Source organism: Duganella paludis (assembly GCF_054461335.1).
Map to the genome: position 1 here is coordinate 352,526 of NZ_CM136922.1, position 16,584 is coordinate 369,109.

Consider the following 16,584-nt stretch of genomic DNA (forward strand, 5'->3'; position numbering starts at 1 on the left):
GAACATGGAAACATTGAATTATCGATTTGAACAAGGCACGCGCCGGCTGAACGCCGCACCGGAAGTGGTGGGCGTGGTCGGCTCGGGCAATCTGGAAGTGCTGATCGAACCGGCGGCGCTGGACGGCGCCTGCACCATCGAGATCAGCACCGCCGCCGTCGGCTTCGGCCGCATCTGGGAAGCCGTCATGCGCGACTTTCACGCGCGCTGGCTGCTGGCCGACACCCGCATCTCCATCAACGACATGGGCGCTACGCCCGCCGTCGTCAGCCTGCGCCTCGACCAGGCCGTACAAACCATGCTGGGAGACGCTTGATGAACCGCGCCATCAGCTACCAGGAAGCGACCGCGCGCGAACGGCTGCAACAGCTTTTCGATGCCCGCAGCTTTGAAGAATTCATCCCACCCTCGGCGCGCGTCATCAGCCCGCACCTGGCGCAGCTGAACGCACCGGTGGCGTTCGACGACGGCGTGGCCATCGGCCGTGCGCTGCTGGGCGGCGTGCCGGTGTACGTGGCGGCGCAGGAAGGCGCCTTCATGGGCGGTGCGGTCGGCGAAGTGCACGGCGCCAAACTGGTCGGCCTGCTGCGCAAGGCGGTCGTGGACAAGGTGGCGGCCGTGGTGCTACTGGTGGAGTCCGGCGGCGTACGCCTGCACGAAGCCAATGCCGGCTTGATCGCGGTGCCGGAAGTGATGCGTGCCCTGCTCGATGCGCGCGACGCCGGCGTGGCCGTGATAGCGCTGGTCGGCGGCGCCAACGGCGCCTTCGGCGGCATGGGCATCGTCACCCGCTGCGCCAACGTGGTCGTGATGTCGGAGGAAGGCCGGCTGGCGATGTCCGGCCCGGAAGTGATCGAAACGGCCAACGGCGTCGAGGAATTCGATTCGCGCGACCGCGCGCTGGTGTGGCGCACGTCCGGCGGTAAGCACCGCTACCTGATGGGCGATTGCCAGCGGATCGTGGCGGACAATATAGCGGCCTTCCGCACGGCGGCCCAGGAAGCAGTTGCGGAGCTGGCCGGCGCTGCGACCGGCCTGACACTGGAGGCACTAGAAGCGGAACAGCAAATGCTGGCAACGCGCCTTGATAACTTCGGCAAGCTGGACGACCCGGTCGACATCTGGCATGCGATGCAGATGCCGGATGCGGAAAATATTCCGATGCTGGATGTGGACAGTTTTATCGCGGCGTCGGCAACGCGCCGCCAGGGAGTGTGAGATGGACTGGAAAAAACTGGCGGACACGCTGTTCCCCGAAGGGTGCGCGATCGTCGAGGAGAACGCATTCCTGTGCGGCAGCGCGCAAGTCGATGGCCAGCCGATAGCGGTGATCGGCACCACCAATCACACGCCGATAGGTGTGGAGATTGCGCTGGCCCAGGCGCAGGCCATCCTGCGCACGGTGCGCGACTATCCAGGCATGCCGATCCTGATGCTGATCGATACCCAAGGCCAGCGCCTGCGGCGGCGCGACGAAATGTTGGGCATCAATAGCTATATGGCCCACTTGGGCAAATGCGTGGATCTGGCCCGGCGCAAGGGCCACAAGATTATCGGCCTGGTGTACGACCAGGCGCTGTCGGGTGGTTTCATCACCAGCGGATTGATGGCCGACGCCTGCCACGCGCTGCCCGAAGCGACTATCCGCGTGATGGGTTTGCCCGCCATGGCGCGCATCACCAAAGTACCGGAAGAACTGTTGACGGAACTGGCGCAGAGCAATCCGGTGTTCGCACCCGGTCCGGAGAACTATCTGCGCATGGGCGGTCTGGAGTCGATCTGGAACGGCGATCTGGCGGCGCACTTGCGCGCGGCGCTGGCGCAGCAAACCGACGGCGATCAACGCAGCGCGCTGGGCTTGCAACGCGGCGGGCGCCGGTTGGCGCAACCGGTGATCGATGCGGTGGTCTCGGGCAGCCATGTTCAACGCGCCTAAAGACTTCGAGCGGCACATGCTGGTCTGGCTGAATCAAGCCGGCTGGCGCGCTGCCGTGGCGGCGCAGCCGCAGCACGAGGCGGCGCTGCTGCAATGGGCTGCGCAGGATTGGCCTGTCGTGGTCCGGCGCATGGATGCAAACGCGGACGCCGACGTGGTCTGTCTCGGCCTGCCGCTGCCGCCGGATGCCGACGGCAGCAAGGTACGCATCGCGCTGAGCGCGCGGTTGGACGATGTGGAAAAAGTCAGCCGCGCGGTCGTACTGCGCTCGTCGCTGCGCGCGGCCGGTCCTTGGCGCGAGCGCCTGTCGGCGTTGTGCGACGAGGCGGAGGCGTTGGATTTCCGCGTATTTGGATCGCTGGCAATGCAAGCGCTGACCGGGTTGACGTATGTCTCACCAACTTCGGACGTGGACCTGTTGTTCCAGCCGACCTGCCGCCAACAACTGGATCATGGTGTGGCGCTGCTGGCGCGGCACGCGCAGCACCTGCCGCTGGATGGCGAGATCGTTTTCCCGGACGGCGGTGCCGTGTCGTGGAAGGAGTGGCGCACGGCGATGACGCATCCAGCCAAAGTCCTGGTGAAAGAAATGCACACCGTACGCTTGGCCGACACCGCGTCGCTGCTGGCCACCTTGGCGCCGCAACCGATGCTGGAGATGCTGTGATGCGCGCCGCAAGCCATGCCACATCACGCACACCCGGCATATCGACGGTGGCAGGCGCGCTTGCCGGCCGCCACGCGGAGAAAAAAACATTCGCGTGCGAAGTGGCGCGACTGGCGGTGCGTAGCCTGCACGCGGAGTTGTGCCTGTACCCGAAACCGGGCCTGGTGTCGCCGGTGGACAATGGCAGCCATGACGACATGGACGCCGGCACTTTCATGCGCAGCATGTTCGCGCTGCGTCACTACTTCAGGAAAATCTGCCTGGCAGGATGGAATGACGCGTCGTTTGCGCAGCTCAAACAGCTCGGGATCGCCGCCGAAGCGGCCATGCTGAAAGCCACGCGCGGCGTCAATACCCATCGCGGAGCCATCTTCAGCCTGGGCATGCTGTGCGCCACCGCCGGCCGCGCGCGCGCGCAAGGCACGCCGATGACGCCTGCCGCCCTGCGCGCCGCGATGCTGATCCGCTGGGGCGAAGAACTCGCCGGCCATGCCGCCGTCGCCGCCGCGCCTATGCCCCCGCCGATGCCCGCGACCGCGCCTACTGCCGTCGCGGCAGCGACAGCCGGTTCCGGTCCCGTTGCAAGTGCCGCTGCCAAAGCATCCCGCCACTCCGGCAAGACGACAAAGCGCGACGCCCTGAGCAACGGCTTGCGCGTAGCCGCGCGCTATGCCGTCAGTGGCGCGCGGGAAGAAGGCGCGCTTGGCCTGCCATCCGTATTTGAAGTCGGCATCCCTGCCCTGCTGACCGCCCGCGCGCGCGGCGCCACAGTCACCGAAGAACGCGTCGACACGCTCTACACGCTGATGGCGCACATCAGCGATAGCAACGTCTACCACCGCGCCGGCCCGCAAGGCGCGCAGATCGTGCGCGACCACGCCGAGCGTTTCCTCGCCCAAGGCGGCACCGCCAACCGCAACTGGCACGCCACGGCCGTCGCCAGTCATCACGTCTTCGTGCAGCACCGCCTCTCACCGGGCGGCGCAGCCGACCTTCTGGCCGCCTGCTGCCTGGTGCAATCCATCGCGGCGCTGGAGAATAAATGAGCCGCTCACGTCTGCTGCTGCTCTGCCCCGGCCAGGGCGACCAACATCCCGACATGTTCACGCTGGCGCGCTCCGATCCCGCCGCCGCAACGCTCATCGACACCCTGCTCGCCGTCCAACCGGACGCCGAAGGCGCCGATATCTACGCCAACCGCACCGCCCAGCCACTGATCGTGACCGCAACCCTGGGCATGTGGCAAGCCATCCGCGACTTCGCTCCGCCGCCGGCGCTGGTGGCCGGCTACAGCATCGGCGAACTGTCGGCGCACAGCGTGGCCGGCGCCATCCAACCCGAAACAGCCATGGCACTGGCGACCCGGCGCGCGCAGTTGATGGACGACTGCCAGCGCTCGGCGCCAAGCCAGGCGCTGCTGACCATCACTGGACTGCCGCTGAGCAGCGCCAGCACGCTGGCCGCCAGCCACGGCTACAAAATCAGCATCGAAACTGGGGAAGACAGCTGCATCGCCGGCGGCCCAGCCACGCGTGCCTCGCAACTGCAGCAGGCAGTGGAAGCAACCGGCGCGCGCAGCAAACGCCTGCCGGTGGCAGTGGCATCCCACACCATCTACATGCAAGACGCCGTCGCGCCCTTCGCCGCAGCGCTGCGCGCTACAAACTTCCACTCCGCGCAAGCGCCTGTGCTGGCCGGCATAGACGCCAACCCGGTCACCGACAAAGTCCGCGCCATAGAGACGCTCTCGCAGCAGTTGGCGCAAAAGATCCGCTGGCTGGCCTGCATGGATGCCGCCGCCGAAGCAGGCATCACCGTGGCGCTCGAACTCGGCCCCGGCAATGCCCTCGCGCGCATGCTGCAAAACCGTCAGCCGCACATCAACACCCGCTCGGTGGCCGATTTCCGCACGCTGGACGGCATACGCCGCTGGCTGGAGCGCGCCGCCGAAGATTGATCAGCGATTATTCTGCGTCGCCCACGCCATAATGTTTTGCGCATCCATCGCGCCCGGCTGGCGCGCGATTTCGCGGCCGCCCTTGAACAGGGCCAGTGTAGGAATGCTGCGGATCGCATAGCGCGCCGCCAGGTCCTGCGCCTGCTCGGTATCGACCTTCACCACCCGGAACTGCGGCTCCAGGCGCTGCGCGGCCTGCGCATAGAACGGCGCCATCGTGCGGCACGGGCCGCACCACGGCGCCCAGAAATCCACCAGCACCGGAATATCGCTGCGCTCAATGTGCTTGAGGAAGCGCGCGCTGGTCAAATCCACGGGCGCACCGGTAAACAATTCTTTCTGACATTTGCCGCACACCGGCTGCGCCGCCAGTCTGGCGGACGGTACGCGATTCACGGCATCGCAATGCGGACAAACGATATGCAGCGACTCGGGCTGCGCGGACGCGGTATTGCTCATCATGACCTCCAGAACATCAAGCTGAGCATGATAATCGATGGACGAAAAAAATGCCGCGCACGCGGCATTTCGCGTACACGGCCAATCGATGAACTACCGCTGATACAAATAATCAGGTTTCTTTGCGCGCGCCGGTCTGCTTGCCGGCCTGGCCGGCGCTTTGCGCAGCGGCGGTTTGTGCCGAGGTGGCCTGGCCGCCCTGCATCTGGCCGGCTTCCCGGCCTTCCGTGCCGTTCTGGCCGCTCTGCAAGGTCTGGCTGCCCCGGCCTTCATTGCCGCGCGACGCACGTTGCGCACCGTCGTTGCGGAAGGCGAATGGATCGGTGAAGCGGTCCACTGCCTCCTGATGGCTGCGCAGCGTTTTTTCCGTTTCCTCGGAAGTAACGCGCGCTACTTCATCGGCCAACTCCCTGGCGGTGCGGCTGGTTTCCTGCACGTGTTCTTCCGCCACTTTGGACAGGTCAACTTGCGTACCGGCGGCAATGCGGGACAGATGCTGCTGATACGAACGCAGCTTGTCAGCGCCCGACTGCGCGCGGTCCGCAGCAACCGCCAGCACTTCGGTCGGACGGTGGGCCGTGATGACTTGCTGGCCCGCCTGGGTGGTTTCTTCCAGCATGGTTTGCGCCAGTTGGATGTTCAAATCACTAAACTGCTGAACGGTACGGAAAAGCGATTTCGACATGTCGTTGAAGAACGACAATTGGGCTTCCATGTGGTTTTTTGCTGCGGGGGTGGGCGTTTGGGAAAAAGGGTACATAGTTACCTCTATAGTTGAGAGCCTGGGATGGTCCACGCTGCGACTGCAGCGCGAACGTCAAGGCTACGTTAACCATTTCGGCCTCGTTTGATCTAGATCAAACGAGCGCCCATACCCGATTTTTCCTACTTAAATAGGACTGCCGCCTTCTGCACCGTGATGGCAATGCCGATCGCCAGCGGGATGCCGACAGCCAGCCAGCCGAAGGCCACGACCACCGGACTGGTCACGCCATTCGAGGCCACCGCCGTGCCGCTCGACGCCGCAGCGTCGCGCTCATGCGCCAGCTTCTTCTCGGCCGCCAGTTCGGCGTCGCTCATGAAGTGCTTGTCGGCCACCGGACGGACCAGCAGGTTGCAGATCAGGCCGATCACCAGCAAGCCCGCCAGCACGTACATGGTGATGTCGTAGGCCTGCGCTTTCGGCACGCCGTTGGCGATCTGGTATTCGCGCACGTAGTTGACCAGGATCGGGCCGAACACGCCGGCCGCCGCCCATGCCGTCAGCAGGCGGCCGTGGATGGCGCCCACCATCTGGGTGCCGAACAGGTCGGCCAGGTAAGCCGGCACGGTGGCAAAGCCGCCGCCGTACATCGACAGGATGATGCAGAAGAAGCCGACGAACAGCGCCAGGTGGCCGCCGTGCGCCATCGAAGGAATCGACGCGTACAGGGCGAAGCCCAGCACGAAGAAGATGCCGTAGGTAACCTTGCGGCCCAGGAAATCCGAGCACGACGCCCACACGAAGCGGCCGCCGATATTGAACAGCGACAGCAAGCCGGTGAAGCCGGCGGCAATCGCAGCGATCTGGCCCTTCTGCGCGATGGTCAGCTCATTGAAAGTGGCAGCGACGCCCAGCAACTGGCCGCCGAAGATTTCCTGCAGCAGCGGCGAAGCCATGCCGAGGATGCCGATGCCGGCCGTCACGTTCAGGCACAGCACCCACCACACCAACCAGAACTGCGGAATGCCCCAGACTTTGCTGGCGTGCACGTGGCGGGTAGTGATCATGGCGTTGGCGTTGCTGGCCGGCGGCGTCCAGCCAGCCGGTTTCCAGCCGGTAGGCGGCACGCGGTAGGACAAGGCGCCGGCCATCATGAAGACGAAATAGATCGCCGCCATCACCAGGAAGGTTTGCCACACGCCGACCGCGTCAGGCGTGGCGAAGAACTTCATCAGTTTGTCGGCCAGAGGCGCGCCGATCATGGCGCCGCCGCCGAAGCCCATGATGGCCATGCCGGTCGCCATGCCGCGACGATCCGGGAACCATTTGATCAGGGTCGAGACCGGCGAGATGTAGCCGAGGCCCAGGCCGATACCGCCGATCACGCCCGAACCGAGCCACATCAGCCAGATCTGGTGGTGATAGACGCCCAGCGCCGAGATCACCAGGCCGCCGCACCAGCACACGGCCGACACCACGCCCGCCTTGCGCGGACCGGCATGTTCCAGCCAGCCGCCGAACAGCCAGGCCGACAGGCCCAGGAACACGAAGAACATGGTGTACATCCAGCCCAGCATGGAAATCTGCCAGTCGCAGCTGGACGACAGAATGCGTTCCAGCAGGCCCATATCAACCGGGCAAGCCAGCGCTTCCTTGATGCCGATGGCGCGCGAAAGCGGCAACCAGAACACCGAGAAGCCATAAGCCATGCCGATGCACAAATGAATCGCCAGCGCCGCAGGCGGCACCAGCCAACGATTGAAGCCGGCACCGGCGACGGTGCGTTCCTTCTCTAAAAAGTCCAACAAAGCCATGCATTTTTCCCCAATGAGTGTTTCTTATGAACAATATCGGGCGAGAGAATAGCACAAGTGCAATTGCTATGCGACAAGGTAGCAACAGGATCTGCCTATAATTTAGTCAGATCCGTGCAATCCTGCGGAAGCCGGTGTACACTGGAGTCTTCTTGCCGAAGGGAAATATCATGGCGATTGCCGCGCTTAGCTCTGGAGTTACTGGTCTCAACGCCGCCGAACGCGCGTTGGGCAACAGCGCGCACGCGATCGCCAACATCGGCACGCAAGGTTTCCAACCGACGCAGGCCTTATTCCAGGAAAGCGCACCGGCCGGCAGCGGCGTCTCCATCTCCATGCACGGCCAGCAACTGCTGCAAACGGACGCGCCCAGCGCCACCAACCTGGCCACGGAAACCACCAACTCGCTGGTCTACAAAGCGCAATTCGACCTGTCCGCCGAAGTCATCCAAGCCGCCGACCAGAATCTCGGCACGCTGATCGACATCAAGGCCTAATCGAACATCTCAGCCCGTGCATTGATTGGTTATAAAATCAATCACTCTCCACACTTTCGTGCAGTACTAGAAATTAGTACTACAATATATGGAAGCCCGGCACGCAAAAACCCTACAGCTCATTTTCTCCCGTCCAACTCCGGCCGGCGTTAAGTGGCTTGACGTATTGGCACTATTCGAGGCCCTTGGCACAGAGATTACTGAAGCTGAGGGCGCACGAATCAAAGTCTTCCTTTTTGAGCAGGTGAAGGTAATGCACCGTCCCCACCCTTCCCCAGACATCGACAAGGGTGCGGTGGCATCCATCAGAAAATGGCTTGAAGAAAACGGAGTGAGACCATGAACAACGTGATGAAAATCAACGGCCATCAGGCAGTTATTGTTTTTGATCCTGAAATTGAACTTTTCAGAGGAGACTTCATCGGACTCAATGGCGGCGCTGACTTCTACGCTTCCGATGTAGCCGGTCTACAGCGCGAAGGAGCTATTTCCTTAGCTGTATTTTTAAAAGCATGCGCAGAAAAAGGTATTGAGCCACTCAAAAATTTTTCAGGCAAATTTGTTCTTCGTATTGACCCGGCAATTCATGAAGCTGCTGCGCTTGCTGCTGCAGCCCAGGGGAAAAGCTTGAACCAATGGGCTGCCGAGATACTGGAAATTTCATTGGCTAACGGGGATAACTCCTCTGCGCTTGCCGCTTAAAGCACGGTTCTAGCTAGTCGCGAATGCGGTTTGAGTAATCAACCGCCTGATCCGCCGCGCGGGCCTTGGCTGTGATGTGGGCTTTTTGCCGCAAGGTCTCAAAATCGCCCTGCCCGGCCAGCGCACCGATGTCGTACAGGTAGCGATCCAGATATCCCGACGCCAGCAGCCGCCAATCCAGCGGCAGCCCGGACGTGATGCGACGCGCCATCTGGTAGACGATGGTGGTGCAGTTGCCGGTCAGGGTGTTGTAGAAGCGCGGCTTGCGCTTGAGCTGTTGACCCTCGTCCAGATACGCCATGAACAGCGAGCGCATGGTCGCCGGCGGCATGCGCAGACGGTACAGCCACATGTCCTCGCCGCGCGCATTGGTGCGCACGCGCAGGATGTCGCGCTCGTCGGCCGCAATCAACACCGTCTCGTAGCGCTTGAAGAAGCCGGCCAGCGCGTCGAAGCTCTCGCCGCGCTCCTTGCGGATTTCAATGGAAAAGGTCAGGTAGCGGCCGTCGCTGAAGCCGAAGGACAACAGCGTGTGAGCGATGGCCGGCCCCATCCAATAAGACAGCGCCACGTCCACCGAGCGCAGTTGGTCGAGGTTGTACTGGCGCGATTCCCAGCGCGCGGTGTAGTCGGTGTCGCTGCGCCAGTCGAAGTTGCGCACCTGGTCCAGCGTAACTACACTGCCCTCCACCTTGCCGGTCACCATGCGCGATACGTCGTCGGCCCAGATGCGCTGGTGGCTGGGCTGAATCGTGGCCCACCACGCCACCATCGCGATCCACAGCACCAGCCACACGCCCAGCGGACGGTAGGCGCCGCGCCAGAAGTACACCAGCGTCACAACGCTGCCGGCGATCCAGACGCCGACGACCAGCTTGCGCGCGAGATCGGCGGCAGGCAGCTGGAACCATAGCGCTCCGGCACCCCATGCAGCCAATACGGACAGTAAGAGAGAGCCAAGCAGCATGGCGGCGAACACAAGGTAGCGTCTGGTCATGCCTTGATTATGACGCCTAATCCTCCCGTTCGTCGACTCCGCTGTTTCTGGCGATCTGGACGAAGATCGTTTTTACTGCAATACTAAACACCACGCCGATGACGCCGATCAGTTCCAACATGGCAGGTTCCGTAAATGAAGAAGAGACGCTTCACTTTAACGGCGCGGCCGATTTGAATCCAATATCAAATACGGCGGCTATCTATCTCGAAACGGCATAACGGTGATTTCTCTTAAACAGTTCAAATATTTCATAGAGATCGTGGAAGCCGGCAGCTATTCCCGCGCGGCCGAAAAATTGTACGTGGCGCAGTCGGCCCTGAGCCGGCAAATCAAAGAACTGGAAGACGAACTGCAAACGCCGCTGCTGGTGCGCGACGCCCGCCAGTTCGAGCTGACGCCCGCCGGTCAACTGTTTTTCGAACGCGGCAAACGCATCCTGGAAGACATCGATGACACGCTGCTGCAAGCGCGCCACGTGGGCAAAGGCGCCCAAGGCCTGATCCGCCTGCAGCACTCAAGTTCGGTGATCCTCACGCCGCGCATCAGCAACGCATTGGCGCAGACGCTGGAAGAGCATCCCGGCGTAACGCTGGATGTCTCCATGCTGCCATCGGAAAACCAGACGCTGGAAATCGAGGAAGGCCGCGCCGATATCGGCCTGCTGCGCTTGCCCACGCTGCGCAGCCATCCGCACATCCACGTGCGAGAGATCGGCAGCGAGCGCCTGATGGTCGCAGTGCCGCAACACTCGCCGCTGGCGACGCGCGACAATCTTGAACTGGCCGACCTGAGCGAGCAAGCCTTCATCTCGATACCGCACAAAGACCGTGGCGGCCTAAGCTATCTGGTGGCCAATCTGTGCCTGGAACAGGGCTTCTTTCCCAAGCCGGCGCGCGCCCTGTCGCGCAAGTCGTCGCAACTGAACCTGATCGAAGCGGGTCTGGGCATCGCCATCGTGCCCGAGTGCATGCGCCTGACCGCGCCAGCCGGCTTGCGCTTCATCCCGCTAGCCCAGGGCCAGCTGCAAACCACCGTAGGCCTGGCCACCCGCCGCGAAGCCGATCCGCTAGTGGCCGCATTTGCCGATGCGCTGGTTGAAAAGCTAGCTAGTCTTTCTTTTCCAGCACCGTAATCTTGCCATCGGCTTCAAGGAAGATGCAGCGCGCATCGGGGAGTTCGACGTCTGCTTCGCGCAGCGCTTGCTGCACATCGCTCTCGGCGACGCGACATTTTTTCAGCATGTCGTAGTAGATGCGGTCGTTACGGCCGAGCAGAACGCTTTCGCCATCGATGATCTTGGCCAGCTTGCGGCTGTGCGATGACAGCCAGGCCAGCGCCATATTGAGCGCGATGAGAGTACACGCGATAAGCAGGCCACCGGCCACCGAGTCGTCGCCGCCGGACAAGGAGTTGGAGACGGCTTCGCTCAATAGCATTACCACCAGCAGATCGAATGGCGTGAACTGGCCGACCGTGCGCTTGCCGGACACGCGCACCAGTACCAGCAACACGCAGTAGACAATTACGCCGCACAGGATGAATTCCCACCACGGTAAGCTTAAATCAAACATGGAGGCTCCTTGAGACGAGCCTCCACCGTACTACCACGAAGCAGGGAGCGAATGTACGCGCACTAACGCTACGTCACTTCCCCACCTCAACGACGTTTACCGCTCATTCTTTTGGCTTGAGCGTCCGCCTTCCGACTGATCGGCCGAACTGCCACGGGCGCCGCCGCTGGTGGCGCTACCACCACTACCGCCGCTGCCTGCACGCGAGCCGCTGGTGCCGCCGCTGCTGGAGCCCGAGGAACTGCCGCTTTGCTGATTGCCGTCGTTCTTGTGGCTCATGCTGCCGGCCTTGCGTGCTTCTTCGGAGGTGAATTCGTGCGCATTGCCGGATGCGTGGGCGGCGCGACCGCCTTCAGCAGCGATCTCACGTTGACGTTCCGGGTCCATCGATGCGAACCCGCGATTGCTGGTGTCGCCGCTTTGCTGGCTTTTGCCGCCTTGATTGCCGCCTTGGTTACCTTGATTGCTTTGGTTATCCTGATTGCCTCGTTTCGAGCTAGCCATGATAAGTCTCCTTGGTTTTGAAAAAATCCCGACGCCAGATGCGTCAGGGAGTGGCCATCCTAAGACCAACGCGGCAGTGCAAGTAGAGCCACACGCCCGTCGTGACGTAGGACTATCCTTGCTTGTTTAGACCCAAGGTCACATATGGCTCAGCCCAACGGTTTCGCAGTGTCTGCCTACAGCCGCACAAGCGGCGATCCTACACAAGAGTGTCCTCATGCGCGGTACGATGATTTTCAGCGCGCTACCGATGGCGCGCACCACCAGGAGATCATCATGAGCAAACCGACCCAGGCCGGCAAAAACGGCGGCAATAGCAGCGTTCAAGAAGCTAAAGGCAGCAAGTCGTCGAGCACGGCCAGCAGCGGCAACGCCAGCAGCGCCGGCAAAGGTAACAGCCAGTCCAGCGGCAGCGGCAGCAAGTCGGGCGCGACCGCCGGCAAGTCGTCCGCCAAGTCCAAGTAAGTGCGGCAGAAGTGAGGGCGCTGTGTTGGCGCCCTCACGCTCGCCAGCTGAACCGGGCGACTGCTGACGTCGACGTATGGCACACTGTTGCCATCCGAGACAGACAGGAATCAGCATGAGCGCCGGACCCGAAGACGAACAAGCCTCACCCAACAATCCGCAGCGCCGCGCCAGCGATCAAGGCGAGCGCCGCCAGCAGGACCGCAAGCACCAAGACACCGGCACGCCGCGCTATCTCGACCCCGGCGACACCGTGTTCAGCCTGTGGGGCCGCGTCATCATGGCGCGCTACCGTCGCGTTGCGGCGGCGGCCACGCGCCACATCATCCAACGGCCGCTGCACATCGGCGTATCCGCCCGCATCTTCCATCCCGAACCCGGCGCCACCGGCCTGCGCAGCAAAAACTTGCAATACCTGGAAGAGTCGATCGCGCAATGGGTGATGTCGCGCGACGTGCTGGTGTTCATGATCCCCACCGTGAATACGGAAGGCCTGCTGCACCCGTCCAACATCCGCCTGCGCGACTACGCCAAGCATCTGGACGGCCTGGTGCTGCAAGGCGGCGCCGACGTTTCGCCGCAAAGCTACTCCGAAGTGCCGACCAAGCCCGAGTGGGGCGGCGATCGCGCGCGCGATATGTATGAACTGGAGCTGCTGCATGAATTCGTGGAAGCGGGCAAGCCGGTGCTCGGCATTTGCCGTGGCTGCCAGTTGATCAACGTCGCCTTCGGCGGCACGCTATACCAGGACATCGCCACCGACGTGCCGGAATCGCTGGCCCACGTCAACGACGAATACGACCGCAACCGCCATGAAATCAGCTTCCCGGCCGGCTCCTCGCTGGCGCGCATGTTCAAAGGCGTGAAGACCGGCCTGGTCAACTCCATCCACCACCAGGCCGTGAAGACATTGGGGCGCGACATGTCGGTGGAGGCGCTGTCCGTGCCCGACAATATGATCGAGGCGATCCGCTACCGCAAGGCGCCCTTCGTCATGGGCTTGCAGTGGCACCCTGAGTTCCACCGCGCGGGCGGGGTGGAACTGCTCGATTGCACGGGCATCCTCGACACCTTCCTGCGCGTGGCGCGCGAGACACGTTTCTAGTCAAAACTACAATGCCATAAATAAATGTATTTTGGTTTGTTGCCATCATCGGGTGTAGACTGACGATCTTCGCAATACCCGGATGGACTCCATGAGACGCCTGCGCAGCACCGCCGTGATCGCAACAAGCCTGCTGCTGGCCCCGCTGACCTGTTCGGCCCAGGAGCTCATCCACGTCGCCTACAGTGAGCGTCCGCCCTACCTGCTGCCAACGGCCGATGGCTCACCAGCCGGCCTTACCGGCGCACCGGCCGCCGCCGCCTTCAAGGCCGCCGGCATCCCGGTGCAATGGCACAAGGTGCCGAGCAACCGCCAACTGGCGATGATCAAAGATCCGCAAGGAATGAATTGCACCATCGGCTGGTTCGCCGTGCCGGAGCGCATGGCGTACGCCAAATACACCAAACCGATCTACCGCGACAAAAGCTGGGCGCTGTTGGCCAATCCCGCCTTCGAGGCGCGCGGCATCACCACCATGGACGAGCTGGCCAGCCAGCGCGATATCCGGGTGCTGGTCAAGGATAATTATTCGTACGGCGGTCTCGACAAGTTCATCCAGAAATGGCATCCGGTGGTGGCGGTGTCGACCGCCTCCACCGTCAAGATGGTGCAGTCGGTGGCCAAGGGCTCGGTCGACGTGATGTTCGTCTCCGAAGATGAGGGCGCCTACATCCTCAAGCACGAGGCGGGCGAGTACCAGGCCAACCTGCGGCTGCTGCAGCTGAAGGACATGCCGCGCGGCGGCGACCGTCACATCATGTGCAGCAAGGCCGTGCCGGACGACATCATCAACCGCCTCAACAAAGCGATCACCTTCAAGTAATCAACGTCCGCGGAAACGCTGGATGGCGGCGTCCACCACGCCCTCCACGCTGCCGCTGCTGTCGAACTGCTGGCGCAGGTAGTGCGCGTCGCTGCCCTCGTGCGTGACCTGCACCAGGTGCTGCAGGCCCGCCGTGCCGCCCAGCGCGGCGCCGTGCGGCTCCATCTTGCGCAGCGTGGTCAGGATGTCTTCGCGCAGCGAGACGCTCTCGTAGGTTTTCGGATGGACCACCGTGCCGTCCAGGCCGAAGCGGCAGGCCTGGAAGCGGTTGTAGTTGTAGACCAGGTAATCGTCTTCGGCCGGCGGCTCTTCGCGGCGTTCCAGCAGATAGCGGCACAGCGCCTGCAGATACACGGCCAGCGCGGCGGCACGCTCCACCGTCAGCGGCGTGTCACACACGCGCAGCTCGATGGTGCCGAACTCCGGCTTGGGACGGATGTCCCAGTAAAAGTCCTTCATGCTCTTGATCACGCCCGTGTGTTCCATCTTGGCGAAATACTCGTGCTCGAAGGTGTGCCAGCTTTGCGTGAACGGCGCGCGGCCGCTCATCGGAAACGCGAACACCGAGTTCAGGCGCGCGGAGTTGAACAGCGTGTCGTTGCCCTGCACGTAGGGCGAGGACGACGACAGCGCGATGAAATGCGGTACGTAGCGGCTAAGCGAATGCAGCAGGAACAGCGCATCATCGCCCGACTCGCAACCGATGTGCACGTGCTGGCCGAAGATGGTGAACTGCTTGGCCAGGTAGCCATACAGCTCCGACACTTCCTTGAAGCGCGGCTTGGAAAAGATGCGCCGCTCCGACCATTTCTGGAACGGGTGCGTGCCGCCACCGCAGATACCGATGTTGAGTTGCTCGCCGGCCTGCACCAGCGTGTCGCGGATCACCTGCAGCTGCGCCACCAGTTCCGTGTGGTTGGTGTGCACGTCGCTGTTTATCTCGATCATGCTCTCGGTGATCTCCGGCGTGACGTTGCCGGGGAAAGGCTTGCGGCTCAACAGGTGCAGCAGGTCCGGGCTGGACGCCGTCAGGTCGAAGTCCGACAGGCTGACCAGTTGCAGCTCCAGCTCCACGCCCATGGTGAGCGCTTTCGATGATTTGAATTCTTCCAATGCCATTATTGTTTCTCCTTGCCCGGGGTTTCATTGGCCCACACCAGCGCGCGCTGGGTGATGACGGGGCCGACCACTTCCAGCAGCAGCGTCATCGCGGCCAGCGCCGCCAGTTCGTCGACCAGCACGATCCCCATATATTTGGTCTGCTCCAGCAGCAGCGTGACGAACACCGACATCGGCGACAGCGCGATGCCGGTCAACAGGCCCTTGCGCCACGAGATGCCGCCCACGTGCGCGAAGGCGGCCACGCTGGCGGCCTTGACCACGAAGCGGGCCAGCAGCAGCACAGCGGCCAGCGCCGCGCCATCGACCACGCGTTCCCACTCCAGCGTCGAGACGGCAAACACGAACAGCAGCACGGTCAGCAATTCGCCGATGCCGCCGAAGTTGCGCTCGGTGCGGCTGAAGGCGACGCGCTTGTGGCGCGCGGCCAGGCCGAAGGTCAGCGTCGCCAGCACTGGCGAAACGTCGAACGCGCGCGATGCGGCCACCAGCAGGATCACGCCCAGCGCAAAGGCGATGGTGCCGTCCTGCGCCAGCGCGCCGAGGCGGCGCAGCAGCGGCGGCACGATAAAGCCCATGATCGCGCCCATGGCGGCCGACACCAGCAGCTCGATGCCGCTGTGAGAGATCGCCTGCGTCAGGCTGCCGGAGGTCTGGAACACCCAGAAGCCCACCACTACCTTGAACACGAACAGCGCCACGACGCTGTTGATCGCCACCAGGTGCAGCACGCGCTCGGTCACCTGGCCGGAACTGTTTTCTTCATTGATTACGCGCAGCACACCGGCCGGCGAGGTCGACATCGCCAGCGAGGACAGCAGCAGAGAAGTCAGCGGTGGCATGCCGCTCAGGTGAGAGATCAGGTAGACCACGCCAAAGGTCGCGGCCGATTCCACCAGGCCGCTGACAGCAATCCAGGGATTGATCCGCAACCAGTGCAGATTGATGCGATAACCAAATTCAAACAAGATCAAGCCAAACGCCAGATTGGCGAGGATGGTCACATTGCTAGATGCGCCGCTGCTGAGTGCTTCCGGAAATGCCTGTGCCAACAAAAATCCAACCAAACCGTAAACACTGATGCGCGGCAAGCGCGTCCAGCGATGCACGAATTCCCCCGAGAGCCACGCCACGGCAATCGCCAGTGGCCAGCCCAGATCGGCCAAAATGACCTGAATATCCGGCATGTACTTCTCCTTTATAAAGATACTTGTACAATTCTGAACTATTCGCACGGTTTTCACTGTGCGCCAAGGAACATA

Annotated in this window: 21 protein-coding genes; 13 read left to right on the forward strand and 8 right to left on the reverse strand. The window is 62.7% G+C overall.

The window, feature by feature from the left end:
- Positions 1-4: 4 nt before the first annotated feature.
- The 6 genes from mdcC to ACXZ1M_RS01590 are packed head-to-tail and all read left to right on the forward strand — an operon-like array spanning position 5 to position 4,560.
- Entirely contained in the window at positions 5-316 is a 312-nt protein-coding gene (gene mdcC / locus ACXZ1M_RS01565) for a malonate decarboxylase acyl carrier protein (RefSeq protein WP_459051484.1), read from the forward strand.
- On the forward strand, positions 316-1,218 hold the full coding sequence (locus ACXZ1M_RS01570) for a biotin-independent malonate decarboxylase subunit beta (RefSeq protein ID WP_459051485.1): 903 nt from the start codon (positions 316-318) through the stop codon (positions 1,216-1,218). The genes mdcC and ACXZ1M_RS01570 overlap by 1 nt, the downstream gene beginning before the upstream one ends.
- A 1-nt stretch (position 1,219) precedes the next feature.
- Entirely contained in the window at positions 1,220-1,936 is a 717-nt protein-coding gene (mdcE, locus tag ACXZ1M_RS01575) for a biotin-independent malonate decarboxylase subunit gamma (protein WP_459051486.1), read from the forward strand.
- On the forward strand, positions 1,920-2,603 hold the full coding sequence (gene mdcG, locus ACXZ1M_RS01580; RefSeq protein WP_459051487.1) for a malonate decarboxylase holo-[acyl-carrier-protein] synthase: 684 nt from the start codon (positions 1,920-1,922) through the stop codon (positions 2,601-2,603). Before mdcE ends, mdcG begins: the two co-directional genes overlap by 17 nt.
- Positions 2,603-3,649, forward strand: coding sequence for a triphosphoribosyl-dephospho-CoA synthase (locus ACXZ1M_RS01585; protein ID WP_459053955.1), 1,047 nt, complete (start codon positions 2,603-2,605; stop codon positions 3,647-3,649). Before mdcG ends, ACXZ1M_RS01585 begins: the two co-directional genes overlap by 1 nt.
- Positions 3,646-4,560 (forward strand): acyltransferase domain-containing protein, encoded by a 915-nt coding sequence (locus tag ACXZ1M_RS01590; protein ID WP_459051488.1) that lies wholly within the window; start codon positions 3,646-3,648, stop codon positions 4,558-4,560. The genes ACXZ1M_RS01585 and ACXZ1M_RS01590 overlap by 4 nt, the downstream gene beginning before the upstream one ends.
- Here ACXZ1M_RS01590 and trxC read toward each other — a convergent pair whose 3' ends face one another.
- From trxC to ACXZ1M_RS01605, 3 genes are all read right to left on the reverse strand, one after another.
- Positions 4,561-5,019, reverse strand: a complete 459-nt coding sequence (gene trxC, locus ACXZ1M_RS01595) for a thioredoxin TrxC (protein ID WP_459053956.1) — start codon at positions 5,017-5,019, stop codon at positions 4,561-4,563.
- Positions 5,020-5,131: 112 nt separating this feature from the next.
- The gene (locus tag ACXZ1M_RS01600; RefSeq protein WP_459051489.1) at positions 5,132-5,734 is read right to left on the reverse strand and encodes a phasin family protein; all 603 of its coding nucleotides are present in this window, start codon (positions 5,732-5,734) and stop codon (positions 5,132-5,134) included.
- A gap of 170 nt (positions 5,735-5,904) precedes the next feature.
- The gene (locus tag ACXZ1M_RS01605; protein ID WP_459051490.1) at positions 5,905-7,536 is read right to left on the reverse strand and encodes an OFA family MFS transporter; all 1,632 of its coding nucleotides are present in this window, start codon (positions 7,534-7,536) and stop codon (positions 5,905-5,907) included.
- A gap of 152 nt (positions 7,537-7,688) precedes the next feature.
- Here ACXZ1M_RS01605 and ACXZ1M_RS01610 point away from each other — a divergent pair, with 152 nt between their 5' ends.
- The 3 genes from ACXZ1M_RS01610 to ACXZ1M_RS01620 all read left to right on the forward strand — a co-directional run bounded on the left by ACXZ1M_RS01610 (position 7,689) and on the right by ACXZ1M_RS01620 (position 8,735).
- On the forward strand, positions 7,689-8,033 hold the full coding sequence (locus ACXZ1M_RS01610) for a flagellar basal body rod C-terminal domain-containing protein (RefSeq protein ID WP_459051491.1): 345 nt from the start codon (positions 7,689-7,691) through the stop codon (positions 8,031-8,033).
- Between the two features lie 88 nt (positions 8,034-8,121).
- Complete coding sequence (locus ACXZ1M_RS01615) at positions 8,122-8,376, forward strand: type II toxin-antitoxin system HicA family toxin (protein ID WP_459051492.1); 255 nt, start codon at positions 8,122-8,124, stop codon at positions 8,374-8,376.
- Positions 8,373-8,735, forward strand: coding sequence for a type II toxin-antitoxin system HicB family antitoxin (locus ACXZ1M_RS01620; RefSeq protein ID WP_459051493.1), 363 nt, complete (start codon positions 8,373-8,375; stop codon positions 8,733-8,735). Before ACXZ1M_RS01615 ends, ACXZ1M_RS01620 begins: the two co-directional genes overlap by 4 nt.
- Positions 8,736-8,748: 13 nt before the next feature.
- On the opposite strand, the gene ACXZ1M_RS01625 is transcribed toward ACXZ1M_RS01620, so the two are convergent.
- Positions 8,749-9,732 (reverse strand): Lnb N-terminal periplasmic domain-containing protein, encoded by a 984-nt coding sequence (locus tag ACXZ1M_RS01625; protein WP_459051494.1) that lies wholly within the window; start codon positions 9,730-9,732, stop codon positions 8,749-8,751.
- A gap of 223 nt (positions 9,733-9,955) precedes the next feature.
- On the opposite strand from ACXZ1M_RS01625, the gene ACXZ1M_RS01630 reads away from it, so the two are divergent.
- Positions 9,956-10,867, forward strand: a complete 912-nt coding sequence (locus tag ACXZ1M_RS01630) for a LysR family transcriptional regulator (RefSeq protein ID WP_459051495.1) — start codon at positions 9,956-9,958, stop codon at positions 10,865-10,867.
- Here ACXZ1M_RS01630 and ACXZ1M_RS01635 read toward each other — a convergent pair.
- Together ACXZ1M_RS01635 and ACXZ1M_RS01640 are read right to left on the reverse strand one after the other, a co-directional pair.
- Entirely contained in the window at positions 10,842-11,306 is a 465-nt protein-coding gene (locus ACXZ1M_RS01635; protein WP_459051496.1) for a DUF421 domain-containing protein, read from the reverse strand. The genes ACXZ1M_RS01630 and ACXZ1M_RS01635 overlap by 26 nt on opposite strands.
- A 96-nt stretch (positions 11,307-11,402) precedes the next feature.
- Positions 11,403-11,810: a KGG domain-containing protein gene (locus ACXZ1M_RS01640; RefSeq protein WP_459051497.1), complete on the reverse strand. Its 408-nt coding sequence runs from the start codon at positions 11,808-11,810 to the stop codon at positions 11,403-11,405.
- A gap of 276 nt (positions 11,811-12,086) precedes the next feature.
- Between ACXZ1M_RS01640 and ACXZ1M_RS01645 the strand changes: the two genes are divergently transcribed.
- The 3 genes from ACXZ1M_RS01645 (at position 12,087) to ACXZ1M_RS01655 (ending at position 14,203) form a co-directional block, all read left to right on the forward strand.
- Positions 12,087-12,275 (forward strand): hypothetical protein, encoded by a 189-nt coding sequence (locus ACXZ1M_RS01645; protein ID WP_459051498.1) that lies wholly within the window; start codon positions 12,087-12,089, stop codon positions 12,273-12,275.
- 115 nt (positions 12,276-12,390) lie between these two features.
- The gene (locus ACXZ1M_RS01650; RefSeq protein WP_459051499.1) at positions 12,391-13,380 is read left to right on the forward strand and encodes a gamma-glutamyl-gamma-aminobutyrate hydrolase family protein; all 990 of its coding nucleotides are present in this window, start codon (positions 12,391-12,393) and stop codon (positions 13,378-13,380) included.
- A gap of 91 nt (positions 13,381-13,471) precedes the next feature.
- Positions 13,472-14,203: a hypothetical protein gene (locus ACXZ1M_RS01655; protein ID WP_459051500.1), complete on the forward strand. Its 732-nt coding sequence runs from the start codon at positions 13,472-13,474 to the stop codon at positions 14,201-14,203.
- Here the strand turns inward: ACXZ1M_RS01655 and ACXZ1M_RS01660 are convergent, their stop codons facing one another.
- Positions 14,204-15,322 (reverse strand): YbdK family carboxylate-amine ligase, encoded by a 1,119-nt coding sequence (locus ACXZ1M_RS01660; protein ID WP_459051501.1) that lies wholly within the window; start codon positions 15,320-15,322, stop codon positions 14,204-14,206.
- The gene (locus tag ACXZ1M_RS01665) at positions 15,322-16,509 is read right to left on the reverse strand and encodes a cation:proton antiporter (protein WP_459051502.1); all 1,188 of its coding nucleotides are present in this window, start codon (positions 16,507-16,509) and stop codon (positions 15,322-15,324) included. The genes ACXZ1M_RS01660 and ACXZ1M_RS01665 overlap by 1 nt, the downstream gene beginning before the upstream one ends.
- Positions 16,510-16,584: the final 75 nt, after the last annotated feature.